Annotated in this window: 15 protein-coding genes; 11 read left to right on the forward strand and 4 right to left on the reverse strand. The window is 73.5% G+C overall.

Going from position 1 to position 16,475, the window contains the following annotated elements; all coding sequences use genetic code 11:
- Nucleotides 1-263 precede the first annotated feature (263 nt).
- Nucleotides 264-1,562 carry a TniQ family protein gene (locus OO57_RS34905; RefSeq protein ID WP_158715334.1) on the reverse strand — a complete coding sequence of 433 codons (1,299 nt, stop codon included), beginning with the start codon at nucleotides 1,560-1,562 and terminating at the stop codon, nucleotides 264-266.
- Nucleotides 1,563-1,932: 370 nt separating this feature from the next.
- On the opposite strand from OO57_RS34905, the gene OO57_RS34910 reads away from it, so the two are divergent.
- The 8 genes from OO57_RS34910 (at nucleotide 1,933) to OO57_RS44380 (ending at nucleotide 8,123) form a co-directional block, all read left to right on the forward strand.
- The gene (locus tag OO57_RS34910) at nucleotides 1,933-2,898 is read left to right on the forward strand and encodes a TniQ family protein (protein WP_081974181.1); all 966 of its coding nucleotides are present in this window, start codon (nucleotides 1,933-1,935) and stop codon (nucleotides 2,896-2,898) included.
- A complete protein-coding gene (locus OO57_RS34915) occupies nucleotides 2,895-3,146 on the forward strand; it encodes a hypothetical protein (protein ID WP_033256813.1) in 252 nt (83 codons plus the stop codon). Before OO57_RS34910 ends, OO57_RS34915 begins: the two co-directional genes overlap by 4 nt.
- Nucleotides 3,147-3,304: 158 nt before the next feature.
- On the forward strand, nucleotides 3,305-3,541 hold the full coding sequence (locus OO57_RS34920) for a toxin-antitoxin system HicB family antitoxin (protein WP_014135783.1): 237 nt from the start codon (nucleotides 3,305-3,307) through the stop codon (nucleotides 3,539-3,541).
- On the forward strand, nucleotides 3,538-3,951 hold the full coding sequence (locus OO57_RS34925; RefSeq protein ID WP_033256814.1) for a hypothetical protein: 414 nt from the start codon (nucleotides 3,538-3,540) through the stop codon (nucleotides 3,949-3,951). The genes OO57_RS34920 and OO57_RS34925 overlap by 4 nt, the downstream gene beginning before the upstream one ends.
- A gap of 172 nt (nucleotides 3,952-4,123) precedes the next feature.
- Nucleotides 4,124-4,954, forward strand: a complete 831-nt coding sequence (locus OO57_RS34930) for a putative RNA methyltransferase (protein WP_033256815.1) — start codon at nucleotides 4,124-4,126, stop codon at nucleotides 4,952-4,954.
- A 98-nt stretch (nucleotides 4,955-5,052) separates the two neighbouring features.
- The gene (locus tag OO57_RS34935) at nucleotides 5,053-6,462 is read left to right on the forward strand and encodes an AAA family ATPase (protein ID WP_158715336.1); all 1,410 of its coding nucleotides are present in this window, start codon (nucleotides 5,053-5,055) and stop codon (nucleotides 6,460-6,462) included.
- Entirely contained in the window at nucleotides 6,459-6,821 is a 363-nt protein-coding gene (locus tag OO57_RS34940; RefSeq protein ID WP_051778650.1) for a nucleotide pyrophosphohydrolase, read from the forward strand. Before OO57_RS34935 ends, OO57_RS34940 begins: the two co-directional genes overlap by 4 nt.
- 267 nt (nucleotides 6,822-7,088) lie before the next feature.
- Complete coding sequence (locus OO57_RS44380; protein ID WP_033256816.1) at nucleotides 7,089-8,123, forward strand: DUF6099 family protein; 1,035 nt, start codon at nucleotides 7,089-7,091, stop codon at nucleotides 8,121-8,123.
- 265 nt (nucleotides 8,124-8,388) lie between these two features.
- On the opposite strand, the gene dapD is transcribed toward OO57_RS44380, so the two are convergent.
- Nucleotides 8,389-9,378 (reverse strand): 2,3,4,5-tetrahydropyridine-2,6-dicarboxylate N-succinyltransferase, encoded by a 990-nt coding sequence (dapD, locus tag OO57_RS34950; RefSeq protein ID WP_081974182.1) that lies wholly within the window; start codon nucleotides 9,376-9,378, stop codon nucleotides 8,389-8,391.
- Nucleotides 9,379-9,479: 101 nt separating this feature from the next.
- Here dapD and OO57_RS34955 point away from each other — a divergent pair, with 101 nt between their 5' ends.
- From OO57_RS34955 to argF, 3 genes are all read left to right on the forward strand, one after another.
- A complete protein-coding gene (locus OO57_RS34955; protein ID WP_033256818.1) occupies nucleotides 9,480-11,219 on the forward strand; it encodes a 3' terminal RNA ribose 2'-O-methyltransferase Hen1 in 1,740 nt (579 codons plus the stop codon).
- Complete coding sequence (locus tag OO57_RS34960; protein WP_033256819.1) at nucleotides 11,216-13,822, forward strand: polynucleotide kinase-phosphatase; 2,607 nt, start codon at nucleotides 11,216-11,218, stop codon at nucleotides 13,820-13,822. The genes OO57_RS34955 and OO57_RS34960 overlap by 4 nt, the downstream gene beginning before the upstream one ends.
- Nucleotides 13,823-13,928: 106 nt before the next feature.
- A complete protein-coding gene (gene argF, locus OO57_RS34965; protein WP_033256820.1) occupies nucleotides 13,929-14,930 on the forward strand; it encodes an ornithine carbamoyltransferase in 1,002 nt (333 codons plus the stop codon).
- A gap of 98 nt (nucleotides 14,931-15,028) precedes the next feature.
- Here argF and OO57_RS40090 read toward each other — a convergent pair whose 3' ends face one another.
- A complete protein-coding gene (locus tag OO57_RS40090) occupies nucleotides 15,029-15,613 on the reverse strand; it encodes a hypothetical protein (protein WP_051778651.1) in 585 nt (194 codons plus the stop codon).
- 283 nt (nucleotides 15,614-15,896) lie between these two features.
- Nucleotides 15,897-16,298 carry a type II toxin-antitoxin system VapC family toxin gene (locus OO57_RS34975; RefSeq protein WP_033256821.1) on the reverse strand — a complete coding sequence of 134 codons (402 nt, stop codon included), beginning with the start codon at nucleotides 16,296-16,298 and terminating at the stop codon, nucleotides 15,897-15,899.
- Nucleotides 16,299-16,475 lie beyond the last annotated feature (177 nt).

The following is a 16,475-nucleotide window of genomic DNA, read 5'->3' on the forward strand; positions in this document are numbered from 1 at the left end:
TCCACCACAACCACCGACAACAACTAACCAAGACAACCAACGACGCGAGGGTCAGAACTCAACCGGCCAGAGCGGGTCACGGTTCAACCGCCGCCGACAACGGCTCGCGAACTACCCAAAATGAACCAAAGTCGCCAGGCATGCGGGGCTACGACACCGGCTGGCGCCTACCCAACTCAGAAGCGCCTCTCCCGGCAAAGGGAGCGGCACGGCCGGCAGGCGTCGTGCGGCCGTTTCGGGTTGCTCGGGCGCAACGGCTGGCGTCACCGAGTGACCTTGCCAAGACCATCCTCGGGCTCGCGATCCGAAAGGTGCTCAAGCCCCGCCTGCCGTCTGGCGGACTGGTCATATTCGAACTGTTTGGGCGTCAGAAGAGCGCGCATCAAGGAGCCGAGACGCGGACCGGCTGCCTCCCGAGCGGAAGCCAACGGTGATGCCCCGTTCCATCCCGTTCTCAGCGCGCGCCAGCCAACGGAGCGAGGCCGCGCCTCCAGTGCTTCGACCAAGCCCGCTGCTGCGTAGGGATCCTCGGCGCGAACGATGCGACCGGCGATCCGCAGCGCGCCGGCCAGCACCAAGGTGTCATGGACGTCGGCTCGCTGTGCAGGGGTCAGCCAGAGACCGCCGTTCAGCGGGTGGGCGAACTCCTCGCGGAAGCTGCCGAAGGCGCGGCGGACCACCGCGTCGGCGCCGTCGAGGTGCCGCGGCTGACCCATGTACAGGGCGAAGCAGGCCATGGCCCACAGATCACCGAAGATCTGATGAGCTCCCTGCCGAGCCACCCCCTGGACCTCCATCAGTTCCATCAGCCACACCTGAAGATCGAGTAGTTCGCGGTCCCTCAAGGGAGGAGCAGGTAGATGATCCAGCTCCGCCCCGCAACGCCCACCTCGCCGGCCCGTCGTCGAGTGGCCGCAAAGGCCCCTGCCGAACCCAGTCCGGGCGGGCTCGAACCGGTTGCCGCATCCAGGACACGCCGACAGCAGGTAGCAATGGTGCGTGGGGCAGACGACCGACCACGGCAGATACCAGGATGTCGGCCAGCGCCCGTGATTCTCGTACAGACAACGCGGACAGATGCTCACAGAGGAGGGATGGACCCACTCCCGCTGGATTCCGACCGAGATCGAGATCGCCCTGCCGATGTAGAGGAAGCGCGTCCCGGTGGGCAGCCGCAGGTGCACCTCCTCATCGGGGCGGTCGGCTGTCCCGAGCCCGACCGCCGTGCCCCAGTAGCGCGACAGGGTCATCACATCCAACTCTGCGGAGACCAGGCCGGCTGCCGCGAAGACGCGCCCGACCGCCGGGCCGTCGATGGCGTACATCAGCGTGCCTGCCGGTGAGAGCGCATGCCGATCGTCGGGCGAGGTCACCAGGCCGACCAGCTCGGCGACCCTGCCCCGGGGCACTCCCCAGTCCAGGGCCATGAAGTCCAGCCAGCTGATCAGTGACTCGCTGTCCTGCGGAAGGGGCACCTGGGGCAGTCGCCGCGGCATGGGACTGGGGGTACGCGGCACCATAGCCAGCGGGCTTCGACCGTGGTTCTCGTCGTCTGCGTTCACCGGCCAAGGATCTCAACGGTCAGACGTGCTCTCCCCGGTCCAACTACATGCGCCGCCCCCATGCGTGATCTTGTAGTAAGTATCCTACAGTTACGTGCGCTGTACATCGGTTGCAGACTGGGGCGAAACAAGGCTGCAGATCCGGCCCGCCCCGGGTCGGCGACTGGCCCTCGAACGGAGGTTCACGGCCCGCGCCAGCCTGCTGGGCTGCCCATAGTGCAGTCGCGGCGGCGGTCGGCATCGACTGCTCCTTCTGCGTGGATGTCGAGAGTCCGTCCGCCATGGGGTTCGGCCGATCGGATCCCGGCGCTGGCCAAGGCACTGGGGCGCAGCCGAACAAGCTGTTTGCATCTGACCAGAAAGACCAGCAATGCCGCACTGCCCACGTCGGCGCAACCACCTGTTCACCGGGCCCGTTGTCCCGAGGCGCCTGGCTGCGGTGCCGGCGCCCCTGCCAAACGAGTCCCTGACCAGTTGGCTCCATGCGATGGCTCGTGGCTACGAACTGCCCTTGCGGGCCCTGCTGGAAAGCTTGGGGCTGAGATGGCTGGGCAGTGGCCAGCTCGATGTCAGGACCACCCGGCTGACTGCCGGCCTCGCCCAATCCGAGGCGGAGCATCTGTCGCACGCCACCGGGCTGGACCTGGAGGACCTGGCGGCGATGACGATCCAAGGCATCCGCCCGGACAGCTTCTACGACCGGGCCGGCTACCGCCCCGGCCCAGGCTCGGTGCAGGCGTTCTGCCCGGCCTGCCTGCGCGAGAACGCCGGCCGCTGGTTCCTCGACTGGCTGGAGCCGCACACGGTGATGTGCCCCGTTCATCAGCGCTACCTTGCGGCAGTGTGCTCCGCGTGCGGCACGCCCCTCAGGGTCTCCCGAACCAAGGACCTGGACCCAGCCTGGTGCACCGGTACCCTCAACATCCCCGACCACGAACTCCGCCTGCCGACCGGAATCATGGCCGACCCTCCCAGGTGTGACAGGTACCTGGGCGCAGCCCACGTTCGGCGCGCCGGGGACCCGACCGCAGCCCGGATGCAGCAGGCACTGCGCTCGATGCCCGCAGGCGTTGGCAACTCGCGCATGCCCGTCGACCGGCAGCTGACCCACGACTACCAAGTCCTGGCCCACCTCCTGTGGCGCTACAGCCGCCTACTGGCCTTCGACACCCCCTGCTCAGCGGTGCTGAGCCGATTCCAGCCGCCCGGCGGCGAGAAACGGCTGCGCACTGGAACGTGCACATGCCAGGACTCCGACGACCAGTTCGTCCTCGCCCGGGCTGGCCCCGGCACGAGATGCCTGATCGACTCAGCACGGCGGCCGAGCTCAGCGTGATCGGTCAGATCATGCTCTCCGGTGACCCGGGTGCCCATGCCCGCGCCGTCCTGATGCCCCGCCCCCCGGTCCACCCCAAGGACGTCACCAGACGCCGCGGCATCGGCTGCTGGCAGAACATCATCGAGGTCAGCCCCCACCTGGACGGCGTGCTGGAGCACATCCTGGGCGATGAGGTCCTCGGCCTGCTGCGGTACGCACGGGCCACGGCACCCTCGGTGAGGGCTGGCTGGCATCACAGCACGTGACGGTCCCGGTTTGCTGAACGCTTCTGTGCGGCAATGAACTATCTACTGAACGGAACCCGGCGCTACTGAACTCTTTCGCGCCGTCCGACATGGTGGGGGAGCGGGGAGCGGCCGGTTTGCGCCCTTGTTGTGCTAGCACCTCGGCGCTAGCGTGAGGTATGGCCAAGAAGCAGCTGAACGTCAGGGTGGACGCGACCACCGCCGAGATGGCCCGCGAGCGGGCGGAGCAGCAGGGGATCAGCATGAACCAGTACATCGAACGGCTGGTGCAGCAGGACATGGGCGAGGCCGGACGCAACTTCGTGGACGCCGCGGCGCAGTTCATGAAGGAGCACGAGGCGGTGTTCCTCGCCGAGTTCGGCTCGCCCAGCGAACTCCAGGACGTGCGCCGTTGAAGCTTGAGGTCGACCTCTCGTGGCTGCTCATGACCGCCGAGCAGTACACGCCCGGTGACCCGCAGGTCACCGACTACGGATCGCTGCTCGCGGCGATCACCAGGCACCAGGCCGAGGTCTTCGACATCGCGGTCTACCCGGAACCGCAGGACCGGGCGGCGGCGCTGATGCACCAGCTGATCCGGGTCCCCGCGCTGGAGCGCAACAACGAGCTGTTCGCCACCGCCGTGGCCTACGCGTACCTGGTGGCCAGCGGCTGCCGGGTGGCGACCACCGCGCGCGAGGTGCGCAGCCTGGCCCGGGCGATCCGGGAGGGCAAGCTCGGCATCACCGGCGTGGCGGAGCGGCTGGGGATGTGGGTGGTCGACGAGTCGGAGGAGGAAGAGGTCGGCGACGACGGCGAGGAGTGACGGCGAGGAGCGGCGGCGAGGGGTGGGGCGCCGCGCCGCCGGGGCGGTGCGTCAGGGGCCGGGAGAGCGACGTGGCGCCCGCGGGCGGGATACCCTCGACGTTCCCCCGGCCCCTGACGGCCCCTGACGGCCGCCGGGGCACCGAACGATCTGCGCCGAGGATGCGAGCGAGTTGCTGCAGGACATCGAGCCCTACCTGGTCTGCCCGCACTGCGCCCGCCCGCTGGCCCTGGACGACCGCACCCTGCGCTGCGCCGACGGCCACGGCTTCGACCAGGCCCGGCAGGGCTACGTGAGCCTGCTCGCGGGCGACACCAGGGCGGGCACCGCCGACACCGCCGACATGGTCGCGGCCCGCAGCGACTTCCTGGCGGCCGGCCACTACGCCCCGCTGGAACGGGCGTTGGCCGCGGCCGCCGCCGAGGTGCCGACGGTGAGCGGGCTGGTCGCGGACCTCGGCGCGGGCACCGGCCACTACCTGGCCCGGGTGCTGGAGGCCCGGCCGGGCGCGGCGGGTGCGGCGCTCGACCTGTCCAAGTACGCGCTGCGGCGCGCCGCGAAGGCGCACCCGCGGATCGGCGCCGTGGTGTGCGACGCCTGGCGGCCGCTCCCGCTGCGGGACGCCGCCGCGGACGTGCTGCTGAACGTGTTCGCGCCGCGCAACGGCCCCGAGATGCGGCGCGTGCTGCGCCCCGGCGGACGGCTGCTGGTCGCCGCCCCGACCTCCCGCCACCTGCGCGAACTGGTCGGCGCGCTGGGCCTGCTGTCGGTCGACGAGGACAAGGACCGGCGGATCGGGCAGAAGCTCGGCCCGTGGTTCACCCCGGTCGGGCGCACCGAGGTGGAGTTCGCGCTGCGGCTGTCGCGGACGGACGCCGCCGCCGTGGTCGGCATGGGCCCGAGCGCCTGGCACACCGACCGGGACGCGCTGGCCGCCGCGCTGGCGGCGCTGCCCGAACCGGTGGAGGTCACCGGATCGGTGCTGGTCACCGCGTACGAGTGACACCCCGTCCGGTCGCCCGGGTCGGTTGGGACTCGAAGGGGTGAAAGGGCACCAGGAGAGACGTTTCTGCAGCTCAGGGCGCACCTAGAGTGCTCCGGGTGACCAGCGAAGCCCCCTTGGCCCCGTCTCCGGCGGCCCTCCCGGCCCCACCTCCGGCCGCCGCGTCCGCCCGCGAGGTGCGGCCCGCCACCGCCCGTGAGGTGCGGCAGGCACCCGCCCCGACGGTGAAGCGCCCCACCGTCGAGGAACTGCGGCTGACCTCCTTCAAGTCCTACCGGCGGGCCACTCTGCCGATGTCGCCGCTGACCGTGCTGCACGGGCCGTCCGGGGCGGGCAAGTCCAACGCGCTCGACGCCCTGGCCGTGCTCTCCCGGCTCGCCCTCGGCGAGGAGATCCGGCCCTCGCTGGACGGCCTCGGCGGCCCGCGCGGCCCGCTCGCCCACCCGGTGCGCGGCGGCCTGAACGGCTGCGTCCCGCACGGGCGCAACGCGATCATCCTCGGCTGCACCGTGCGCTCCTGCGTCGGGACGATCAGGCTCGAAGTCGTGGTCCGCACCGACGGACGCGTCCGGATCGCCCGCGAGTGGCTCACCCTGGACGACCGCACCCTGATGGAGACCGGCGAACAGGACCTCACCCGCGGCCGGGTCAACGTCACCTGGCACAACGACTCCCGGCAGGGCGACATCCGCGCCCCGCTGCCCAGCGGCAGCCTGATCACCGCCCAGCTCCCGCTGCGGGTCGCCGGCTCCTCCAACGGCGAACGCAAGGTGCTGGCCGCCGCCGAACAGGTGCTCACCGCGCTGCGCGAGGTGTTCGCGCTGCACCCCGTGCCCGCCGCGATGCGCGGCTGGAACCGGCCCGAACCGCAGGCCAGGCTGCTCGGCACCGCCGCCAACGTCTCCGCCGTCCTCGACCGGCTGGAGCACGAGTGCCCGCGCCGCTGGGCCCGCCTGCTGCGCGCCGTCCAGGCCGCCGCCCCGCACCCGCTGCTCGGCCTCGGCGTCGCCCGCCGCGGCGACGGCGACCGGCAGCGCCTGCTCGCGGTCTTCGACGAGGGCGTGCTCGGCCGCACCGGCGCCGACCAGGCGGCCGACGGCATGCTGCGCCTGCTCGCCTTCGCCGCCGTCCTGCTCACCGGCGCCGCCGTCCTCGACGTCGACCCCGCCATCGAAGTGCCGGACGCGCACCGGCAGTTGGTCCTGCTCGCCGAGGACCTCGGCGCGGGCCTGGCGGCCGACCAGGTGGCCGCCCTGCTGGCACTGGCCCGCGAGGTCACCGGCAAGGGCGACATCCGGCTGCTCGCCACCCTCCAGGAGCCCGGCCCGGCGCTCGGCCTGGACGGCGTCGAACTCGTCGAGTGCCGACGCGATCCGGCCACCGGGCACAGCCTGCTGCGCCGCACCGACCCCGCCGCCCGGGTGCCGGTGCAGGGGGCGGCACGCGGCGAGGGTGCGGCACGCGGCGAGGGTGCGGCGGTGGACGCGGTGGTAGACCTGGGGGAATGAGCGACGAAGAGGAACGGTCCGCGGCGTCCCCGTCGGACGCCGGGCCGACGGTGCCCGAACTGCAGCGGCGGCTGGCCGAGTTCGCGGCCGTCCGGGACTGGCAGCAGTACCACACCCCGAAGAACCTGGCCTCGGCGCTGACCGTCGAGGCGGGCGAACTGCTGGAGGTATTCCAGTGGTTGACGCCCGAACAGGCCGCCGACGTGATGTCGGACGCGGACTCGGCGCACCGGGTCCGCGACGAGGTGGCCGACGTGCTGGCCTACCTGCTGCAGTTGTGCACCGTGCTGGAGGTGGACCCGCTGCGGGCGCTGGCGGAGAAGATCGAGCGCAACGAGAGCAGGTTCCCGGCGCCCTGAGCGGGTGCTTGGCGGGTGCTCGGTGGGTGCTCGGTGGGTGCCGGGGGTTCCCGGCGGGGGCTCGGTGGGCGCCCGGGGGTTTCCGGCGGGTTCCCGGTGGCGGGGGAAGTCATCCGGAATTCCCCCGTACGGGGGACCCCGGTTGTCCACAGGGCCGGGTTGTCCACAGGCCGGCCGAACCCGCTGGGAGCGCCCCGCGACCGGCGGCACGCTGATCCCCGTGACCGACCGCCGAAGGACGGCGGCGGCGAGCGAGGGGAGCGCACCGTGGAGGCGCTGCGACTGATCAAGACCGTCCGGCACGCCCTGGCCGAGGCCCGGACGACCGGTGACATCCTGCACGAGGCCTGGCAGTCCGGGCTGCTCACCGAGGCGGTCGGGGCCCGGATCGCCGACCACGACGAGGAAGCGCTCGCCACCCTCGGGCAGCTGCTCTGCGAGGCCGGCGCGCACACCGCGAGCTGCCTGCGCCAACCGCCCGAACCGGGCCTGGACGACCTGCCCGGCGGCCCGGTCGGCGTCTACCCGGAGTGGACCGGGCCGACGCTGGTCGAGCGGTTCGGCGCGCTCGGCGAACTGGAGCCGGTGCTGGCCGAACTCACCCTGCTGCTGGAGGACGCCAACGAGAGCCTGGTGGTGCTCGCCTGCGGGGCGGACACCGAGAGCCTGTACTGGAGCTGCATCGACGGGTTGGACGCGGGCTCCGAATGCCGCGACCTGGTGGCCCGGATCCTGCGCGAGCAACGGAGGTCGACGGGCGCGCGGGCCCCGGACGGCGGTTCGGACGGCGGTCCGGACGGCTGCGGGCCCGAGGGCGACGGGCCGGAGGAGGGTGCGACTGGGGAGGCCGGGGGAGTCGAGGAGGCGGTCGGGCCGGGAGCCCCGGGCGCGGCCCGGCGGGAGGAGCCGAGGCTCGTGATCCCGCTGGGTCCGCCGGTCCCGGCGGTGCGCGGCGCTCAGGCGCGCGGCGGGCCGTCCGCCGAGGCGTCCGTCGGGGCGTCCGGCCCGCCGCGGACGGTCGAGGAGCGCAGGTCGGAGCCGAGTCCGGCCAGGTCGGTGTTGATCGAGGTGAGCAGTTCCTGCATCTGCTCCAACAGCGACTTCGGGGTGGCGGGCGCGCCGCCCGCGGCGGTCTCTGCGGTCTCCGCGGTGTCGGCGGTGGCGCCCGCGGTGGGCGGCTCGGTCCAGGGCTCGGACATGAGGGGGCCCCTTCAACTCGGTGGTGCGGTGTGGAGCGCCGGGGTCGGCGCCGCCGGTCCAACGAGCCCCCGCCGCGCGCGGTCACCCCGGACCACCCGTTGAGGTCCAACCGGCGGGCCCGGTCAGCCCCAGGAGTGAGCCGAGTTTGCGGGGGCCGCCCCCGCTCGGCTACGGCACCGGGACGGGTCCGGGGCCGGACCCGCTGCCCGGTCCGTTGCCGGGGCCGGACCGCCGCGGGCCGTTGAGGCCGCCACGGGCCGTTGAAGTCGCTCGACGGGAGCCGCACGAGGGGGCGGCACCACAGCCGGACGGCCGGGCTGCTGGGGAGCAGACACCGGCCGTCGGACGGACACCACCTGACAGGAGGTCAGTTGTGCGAGTGCAGATCCGCGTTCAGACCGCCCCACGAACCGGAGCGGGCGATCACCTCGACCGCGCCGGTCTGCGAGTTGCGGCGGAACAGCAGGTTGTCCTGGCCGGACAGCTCCACCGCCTTGGCCACCGAGCCGTCCGGGGCGGTGACCCGGGTGCCGGCGGTGACGTACAGGCCCGCCTCGACCACGCAGTCGTTGCCCAGCGAGATGCCGATGCCCGCGTTCGCGCCCAGCAGGCAGCGCTCGCCCACCGAGACGACCTGCTTGCCGCCGCCGGACAGGGTGCCCATGATCGAGGCGCCGCCGCCGATGTCGCTGTGGTCGCCGACCAGCACGCCCGCGCTGATCCGGCCCTCGACCATCGAGGTGCCCAGGGTGCCCGCGTTGAAGTTGACGAAGCCCTCGTGCATCACCGTGGTGCCCTCGGCCAGGTGCGCGCCCAGACGCACCCGGTCGGCGTGGGCGATCCGGACGCCGGACGGCGCCACGTAGTCGGTCATCCGCGGGAACTTGTCGATGCCGTACAGGGCGAGCTGCCCGCCCTGGGCGCGCACCGCCAGCCGGGCCTGCTCCACGTTGGCGACCGGCGTCGGGCCGATCGACGTCCAGGCGACGTTCGCCAGCAGGCCGAAGATGCCGTCCAGGTTCTGGCCGTGCGGCTTCACCAGACGGGCGGAGAGCAGGTGCAGGCGCAGGTACACGTCGTGCGCGTCCAGCGGCTTCTCGTCCAGCGAGGAGATCACGGTGCGCACCGCCACCACCTCGACGCCGCGGCGGGCGTCGGTGCGGAGCGCCTCGGCCGCGCCGGGGCCGAGCACCAGCTCGGCCTCCTCGGCGCTCAGCCGGGCGGTGCCGGACGGGCCCGGGGCGGCGGCCAGCTCGGGAGCGGGGAACCAGGTGTCGAGGACGGTGCCGTCGGCCGCGATGGTCGCCAGGCCGGCGGCCACCGCGCCGCTTGCGGGGGTGGTGGTTTCAGCAGTCACATCCCGCACCGTAACCAATCGGGCCGAGGCCTGACCAACACGCTCACCGGACGGACAAAACCTGGTGCCCCCGCACGGGCCCGCGGGTCATACTCGGCCGGGTGTTCGTATCGATCTCCACCACCGGCACCGCCGAGAACCCCGCCTCCGACCTGGGCTTCCTGCTGCACAAGCACCCTGACCGGGTGCAGCAGTTCGCCACCGCGCACGGCACCGCGCACGTCTTCTACCCCGCCTCCGGCGAGCACTCCTGCACCGCCGCGCTGCTGCTGGAGGTCGACCCCGCGGCGCTGCTCCGCCAAGGCCGCGGCAAGGGCCGGTCGGGCTCCCCCGACCTCGCGCTCGCCCAGTACGTCAACGACCGCCCGTACGCCGCCTCCTCGCTGCTCGCGGTGGCGCTGCGCACGGTCTACCGGTCCGCGATGAAGGGCGAGTGCGCGCACCGGCCCGAGCTGCCCGGCCGCGCGCTGCCGCTGCGGATCGCGCTGCCCGCCGTCCCGGTGGCCGGTGCCGACGGGCCCGTGCTGGTGGAGCGGCTGTTCGCGCCGTTGGGCTGGCAGGTCGACGCGCGGCCCGTCCCGCTGGACGAGTCCTTCCCCGAGTGGGGCGACTCCCGGTACGTGCGGCTCGAACTGACCGGCACCCTGCGGCTCGCCGACGCGCTGCAGCACCTCTACGTGCTGCTGCCGGTCCTCGACGGGGCCAAGCACTACTGGGTCGCCCCCGACGAGGTCGACAAGCTGCTCGCGGCCGGCCACGGCTGGCTCGCGGCCCACCCCGAACGGGCCCTGATCACCCGCCGCTACCTGTCCCGCCGCTGGTCGCTGACCAAGCTCGCGATGGAACGCCTCGCCCTGGCCCGACTGGCCGAGGCCGACGACCGCGAGGCGGAGGAGATCGACAACGCCGTCCCGGACGTCCCGGAGACACTGGACGCCCCGGAGGCACCGGAACACCCGGACGCCGCAACCACCCCGGAGGAGGTGACCGCCATCGCTCCGACCGACCCGACCGACCCGACCGAGCCGCCCACCGACCAGGCCGCTCCGACCGGCCCGACCGGCCCGGACGCTCCGTCCGGCCCGGACGCCCCGGCCACCGAGCGCAGTGAGTCGCTCGCCGCGCAGCGGCGGACGGCGATCCTGGCGGCGCTGGCCCGGACGGGCGCGGCCCGGGTGCTCGACCTCGGCTGCGGGCAGGGCGAGTTGGTCGGCGCGCTGCTCAAGGAACCGCGGGTCACCGAGGTGCTCGGGGTGGACGTGTCCTCGCGGGCACTGACGATCGCCGCCCGCCGGCTCCACCTGGACCGGATGCCGGAGCGCCTGGCCCGCCGGGTCAAGCTGGTCCAGGGCGCGCTGACGTACACCGACGCCCGGCTCAAGGGCTACGACGCGGCGGTGCTGTGCGAGGTGATCGAGCACCTCGACCTGCCCCGGCTGCCCGCGCTCGAGTACGCGGTGTTCGGCGCGGCCCGGCCCGCGGCGGTCGTGGTCACCACCCCGAACGCCGAGTACAACGTCCGCTGGGAGAGCCTGCCCGCCGGGCGGATGCGCCACGACGACCACCGCTTCGAGTGGAGCCGGGCCGAGTTCGCGGCCTGGGCGGAGCGGGTCGCCGCCGACTACGGCTACGGCGTCGAGCTGGAGCCGGTCGGCCCGGTCGACCCCGAGGTCGGTGCCCCCACCCAGCTCGCTCACTTCCGCCTCGCCGAACCCGACACGACCACCGGTGCCGGCCCGACCACCACCACCGGCACGAGTACCGTCACCGTCACCGCCACCGCCACCGCCATCGACGTCCCGTCGAACGACCTCGCCCCGGAAGGGAGCGCCCACCGATGACCACCGAAACCCCGGAGCCGACCCCCGCCCGGGCGGGCCGCCGACTGCCCGTCACCGACGTCTCGCTGGTGGTGCTGATCGGCAGCACCGGTTCCGGCAAGTCCACGTTCGCCCGCAAGCACTTCAAGCCGACCGAGGTGGTCTCCTCCGACTTCTGCCGCGGCCTGGTCGCCGACGACGAGAACGACCAGTCCGCCTCCGGCGACGCCTTCGACCTGCTGCACTACATCGTCGGCAAGCGGCTCGCGGCGGGCCGGCGCACCGTGGTCGACGCCACCAACGTCCAGGACCACGCCCGCCGGGCCCTGGTCGCGATCGCCCGGGAGCACCACGTGCTGCCGATCGCCATCGTGCTGGACGTCCCGGCCGAGGTGTGCGCCGAGCGCAACCGGGCCAGGGCGGACCGGCAGCTGCCCGCCCACGTGATCCCCCGCCACCAGCGGGACCTGCGCCGTTCGCTGCGCGGGCTGGAGCGCGAGGGCTTCCGCAAGGTGCACGTGCTGCGCGGGGTCGAGGAGGTCGAGCACGCCGAGATCGTCCCGGAGAAGCGCTACAACGACCTGCGGCACCTCACCGGCCCGTTCGACGTCGTCGGCGACGTCCACGGCTGCCGCTCCGAGCTGGAGACCCTGCTGGGCCGGCTCGGCTACGCGGTCACCCGCGACGAGCAGGGCCGCGCCGTCGACGCCGCGCACCCCGAGGGCCGCACCGCGGTGTTCGTCGGCGACCTGGTCGACCGCGGCCCGGACACCCCGGGCGTGCTGCGCCTGGTGATGGGCATGGTCGAGGCCGGCCACGCCCTCTGCGTCCCCGGCAACCACGAGAACAAACTGGGCCGCTGGATGGACGGCCGCAAGGTCACCGTCTCGCACGGCCTGCAGGAGTCGATCGACCAGCTGTCCGCGGAGAGCGAGGAGTTCCGGGCCCGGGTGCGGGAGTTCGTGCGCGGCCTGGTCAGCCACTACCTGCTGGACGGCGGCGCGCTGGTGGTCTGCCACGCCGGTCTGCCGGAGAAGTTCCACGGCCGCGCCTCCGGCCGGGTCCGCTCCCACGCGCTGTACGGCGACACCACCGGCGAGACCGACGAGTACGGCCTGCCGGTGCGCTACCCGTGGGCCGAGGAGTACCGCGGCCGCGCCCTGGTGGTCTACGGCCACACCCCGGTGCCGGTGGCGAGCTTCCTCAACAACACCATCTGCCTGGACACCGGCGTCGTGTTCGGCGGCAGCCTCACCGCGCTGCGCTACCCGGAGCGGGAGGTCGTCGCCGTCCCGGCCGAGCAGGAGTGGTACGCGCCGGTCCGCCCGATGCGCACCGACGCGCCCGGCGGCCGCGAGGGCCGCCCGCTCGACCTCGCCGACGTGCTCGGCCGCCGGGTGGTGGAGACCGCGCACCTGGGCAACGTCGCCGTCCGGGAGGAGAACGCCGCCGCCGCGCTGGAGGTGATGAGCCGCTTCGCGCTCGACCCGCGGCTGCTCGCCTACCTGCCGCCCACCATGGCCCCCTCGCCGACCTCCCGGCGCGAGGGCCTGCTGGAGCACCCCGAGGAGGCGTTCCTCGCCTACCGGCAGGACGGCGTGCAGCAGGTGGTCTGCGAGGAGAAGCACATGGGCTCCCGGGCCGTCGTCCTGGTCGCCCGGGACGGCGCCGCCCTGGAGAAGCGCTTCGGCCTGCCCGGCCCCGGCGCGATCTGGACCAGGACCGGCCGCGCCTTCCTGTCCGACCAGGGGCTCACCGACGCGCTGCTCGACCGGCTCCGCGCCGCCGCCGAGCACACCGGCCTGTTCGACGAGCTCGACACCGGCTGGCTGCTGCTGGACGCCGAGCTGATGCCCTGGTCGCTCAAGGCGGTCGAGCTGCTGCGCCGCCAGTACGCCGCCGTCGGCGCGGCCGCCGGGGCCGCCCTGCCCGCCGCGCTCGACGCCCTCGCCCGGGCCGCCGACCGCGGGCTGGACGTGGCGGAACTGACCGACCGCCAGCAGGGGCACGCCGCCGACGCCCGGGCCTTCACCGAGGCGTACCGGCGCTACTGCTGGCCGACCGAGGGCCTCGACGGCATCCGGCTGGCCCCGTTCCAGCTGCTCGCCGCCGAGGGCGCCAACCTGGCGCTGCGCCCGCACACCGAGCACCTCGCCCTGATCGACCGGCTGGTGGACGCCGACCGGCAGCTCGCCGCGGCGGCGGACGGCGCCGCACCGGTGCTGCACCGCACCGGGCGGCTGCTGGTCGACACCGGGGACGACGCCTCGGTCGCCGCCGCCGTCGCCTGGTGGGAGGAGCTGACCGCGGCGGGCGGCGAGGGCATGGTGGTCAAGCCGGTCGAGCCGCTGCACCGGGACGGCTCCGGGCGGCTGGTCCAGCCCGGGATGAAGGTCCGCGGCCGCGAGTACCTGCGGATCATCTACGGCCCGGACTACACCCGGCACCTGGACCGGCTGCGCCAGCGTTCGCTCGGCCACAAGCGCTCGCTCGCCCTGCGCGAGTACGCGCTCGGCCTGGAGTCGCTGGACCGGCTGGCGGCCGGTGAGCCGCTGTGGCGGGTGCACGAGGCGGTGTTCGCGGTGCTGGCCCTGGAGTCCGAGCCGGTCGACCCCCGGCTCTGACCCCGGAGGGCCCGGACCGGGGCGCGGCCATCGAAGTGTTGCATGAATATTCGACTCCTCGTATACACTTCCCACTTCAGTCCGTTGACCGACCCAGGAGACCGGTATGGCGTTCAACCTCCGGAACAGGCACTTCCTCAAGGAGCTCGACTTCACTCCCCAGGAGTTCCGCCACCTGGTCGACCTGGCGGCCCAGCTGAAGGCGGCCAAGTACGCGGGCACCGAGCAGCCCCGGCTGCGCGGGAAGAACATCGCGCTGATCTTCGCCAAGACCTCCACCCGCACCCGCTGCGCCTTCGAGGTCGCCGCCCACGACCAGGGCGCCTCCACCACCTACCTGGACCCGGCCGGGTCGCAGATGGGGCACAAGGAGTCGGTCAAGGACACCGCGCGGGTGCTGGGCCGGATGTTCGACGGCATCGAGTACCGCGGCGACGGGCAGCAGATCGTCGAGGAGCTGGCCGCGCACGCGGGCGTCCCGGTCTGGAACGGCCTGACCGACGAGTGGCACCCCACCCAGCTGCTGGCCGACGTGCTCACCATCCAGGAGCACTCCGCCAAGCCGCTGAACGAGACCACCCTGGTCTACCTCGGCGACGCCCGCTTCAACATGGGCAACTCGGTGCTGGTCACCGGCGCGCTGCTGGGCATGGACATCCGGATCGTCGCCCCGGCCTCGCTCTGGCCCAGCGAGGAGGTCCGCAAGGCGGCCGACTCGCTGGCCGAGGCCAGCGGCGCCCGGATCACCCTCACCGAGGACGTGGCGGCGGGCGTGGCCGGGGCCGACTTCCTCTACACCGACGTCTGGGTGTCGATGGGCGAGCCCAAGGAGGTCTGGGCCGAGCGGATCGCGCTGCTCAAGCCGTACCAGGTCTCGATGGACACGGTGCGCGCCACCGGCAACCCGGCGGTCAAGTTCCTGCACTGCCTGCCCGCGTTCCACGACCTCGGCACCGAGGTCGGCCGGCAGATGTTCGAGCTCACCGGCATGTCGGAACTGGAGTGCACCGACGAGCTGTTCGAGTCCGCGCACTCCGTGGTCTTCGACCAGGCCGAGAACCGCCTGCACACCATCAAGGCCGTGATGGTGGCGACCCTCGGGTCCTGACCCCGCGGCGCTTCCGCCCCCAGCCGCACCGACGCCCGCCGGACGCACCAGTGTCCGGCGGGCGTCCGCGCGTGGGGGGGGACGGAAGCGCCGCGGGCTCAGAAGTCGACGTCCACGCAGGCCGCCCGGTCGGCCGCGGTGCGCGGCCCGGTGGGGGTGCCCGCGTGCAGGACCAGCGAGTGCGCCTCGTCGGGGCGGAACTCCCACGGGACGGTCGCGGTGGCGGTGCCGGCCCCGTCCGGGTCGGTGCGCACCGTCATCCGCACCTCGTTGTCGGCCGCGTCCGCCCCCGCCCCCGCCACCTGCTGGTAGTGCGGCCCGGAGGACGCCGGGTCGGCGCCGCAGCGGCCGGTGTGCACGTGCGCCGGGAACTCGTGCGCCCCGGACACCCCGGCGAGCTGCACCGTGACGGAGGTGCGCCCGGCCGCCCGGCCGACCGTGACCCGCACCTGCGAGCCGTACGGCACCAGGTCGGGTGCGTGGGTGATCGCCCGGGCGGGGACGAAGCCGTCCGCCCGGTCGAACCGGGCGTCCACCACCCGCCCGGCCTCCGGACCGGCCGGAGCACCCGCGGCGGCGGGACCGGCCGGAGCGTCCGTCGGGCTCCCCTGGGCGCCGGGCGGCCCGATCGGCAGCAGGGCGAGCGGTACCAACAGCGCACCGGCAGCGGGGGAGAGGGGCATCGCGGACCTTCCGACGGGCCGTCAGGGATAACACCCGACACGGTGGCCGCCCCCGCCCCGCCGCGCACGCCGCCGTGCCGCACCGCCGCCCGCAGTCACCCGTACGGGAAGGGGAACGGGAAGGGGAACAGGAACGGGAAGGGGAACAGGAACGGGAAGGGGAACGGGAACGGGAACGGGAAGGGGAACAGGAACGGGAAGGGGAACGGGAAGGGGAACGGGAACGGGAACCGGGAGGGGAACGGGAAGCGGCTCCGGGGGCGGACGGTGTCCGGCCGGGCGGTCAGTCCGCCGTGATGCCGCGGATCTCGCAGCGCGGCCCGCTGGCGCGCATCAGGCGCAGGTCGGCGGTGACCAGCGGGGCGCCGTGGAGTTCGGCGACCGCGACGTAGGCGGCGTCGTCCGGGGTCAGGTTGTCCTTGAGCTCCCAGATCCGGCCGAGCAGCGGGGCGACCTCCACCTTGCGGATCGCCAGTCCGGGGAGCCGGAGGGTGAGTTCGGCGACCTCCTCGGCCGTCAGTTGCTTGGCCAGGTACAGGCCGCGCAGCGACTGCATCACCTCGATCACCACGTGCTCGGGCGCCACCCACTCGGGGTCGGCGGCCAGCGCGGCCCGGGCGGCATCGCCCCGGGGCCCCCGGTCGGAGAGCGACAGCACCACCGCAGAAGCGTCCACCACGATCACCCGCCCACCGTAGCCCGCCCGCACCCGCCGCTCGCCCCGGGGGCACCCGGCCCGGCGCTGCTACGGCCCGGTGCCGCCCGTCGCGGCAGGCCCGCCGCTGCCGGGGTGGGTGGCACCGGGGCGGGCGCTGCCAGGGCGGGTGCCCGGGGTCAGGGTGAGGGAGGGGGCGGGGGCCGC

This window comes from Kitasatospora phosalacinea (assembly GCF_000717185.1).
GTDB lineage: Bacteria > Actinomycetota > Actinomycetes > Streptomycetales > Streptomycetaceae > Kitasatospora > Kitasatospora phosalacinea_A.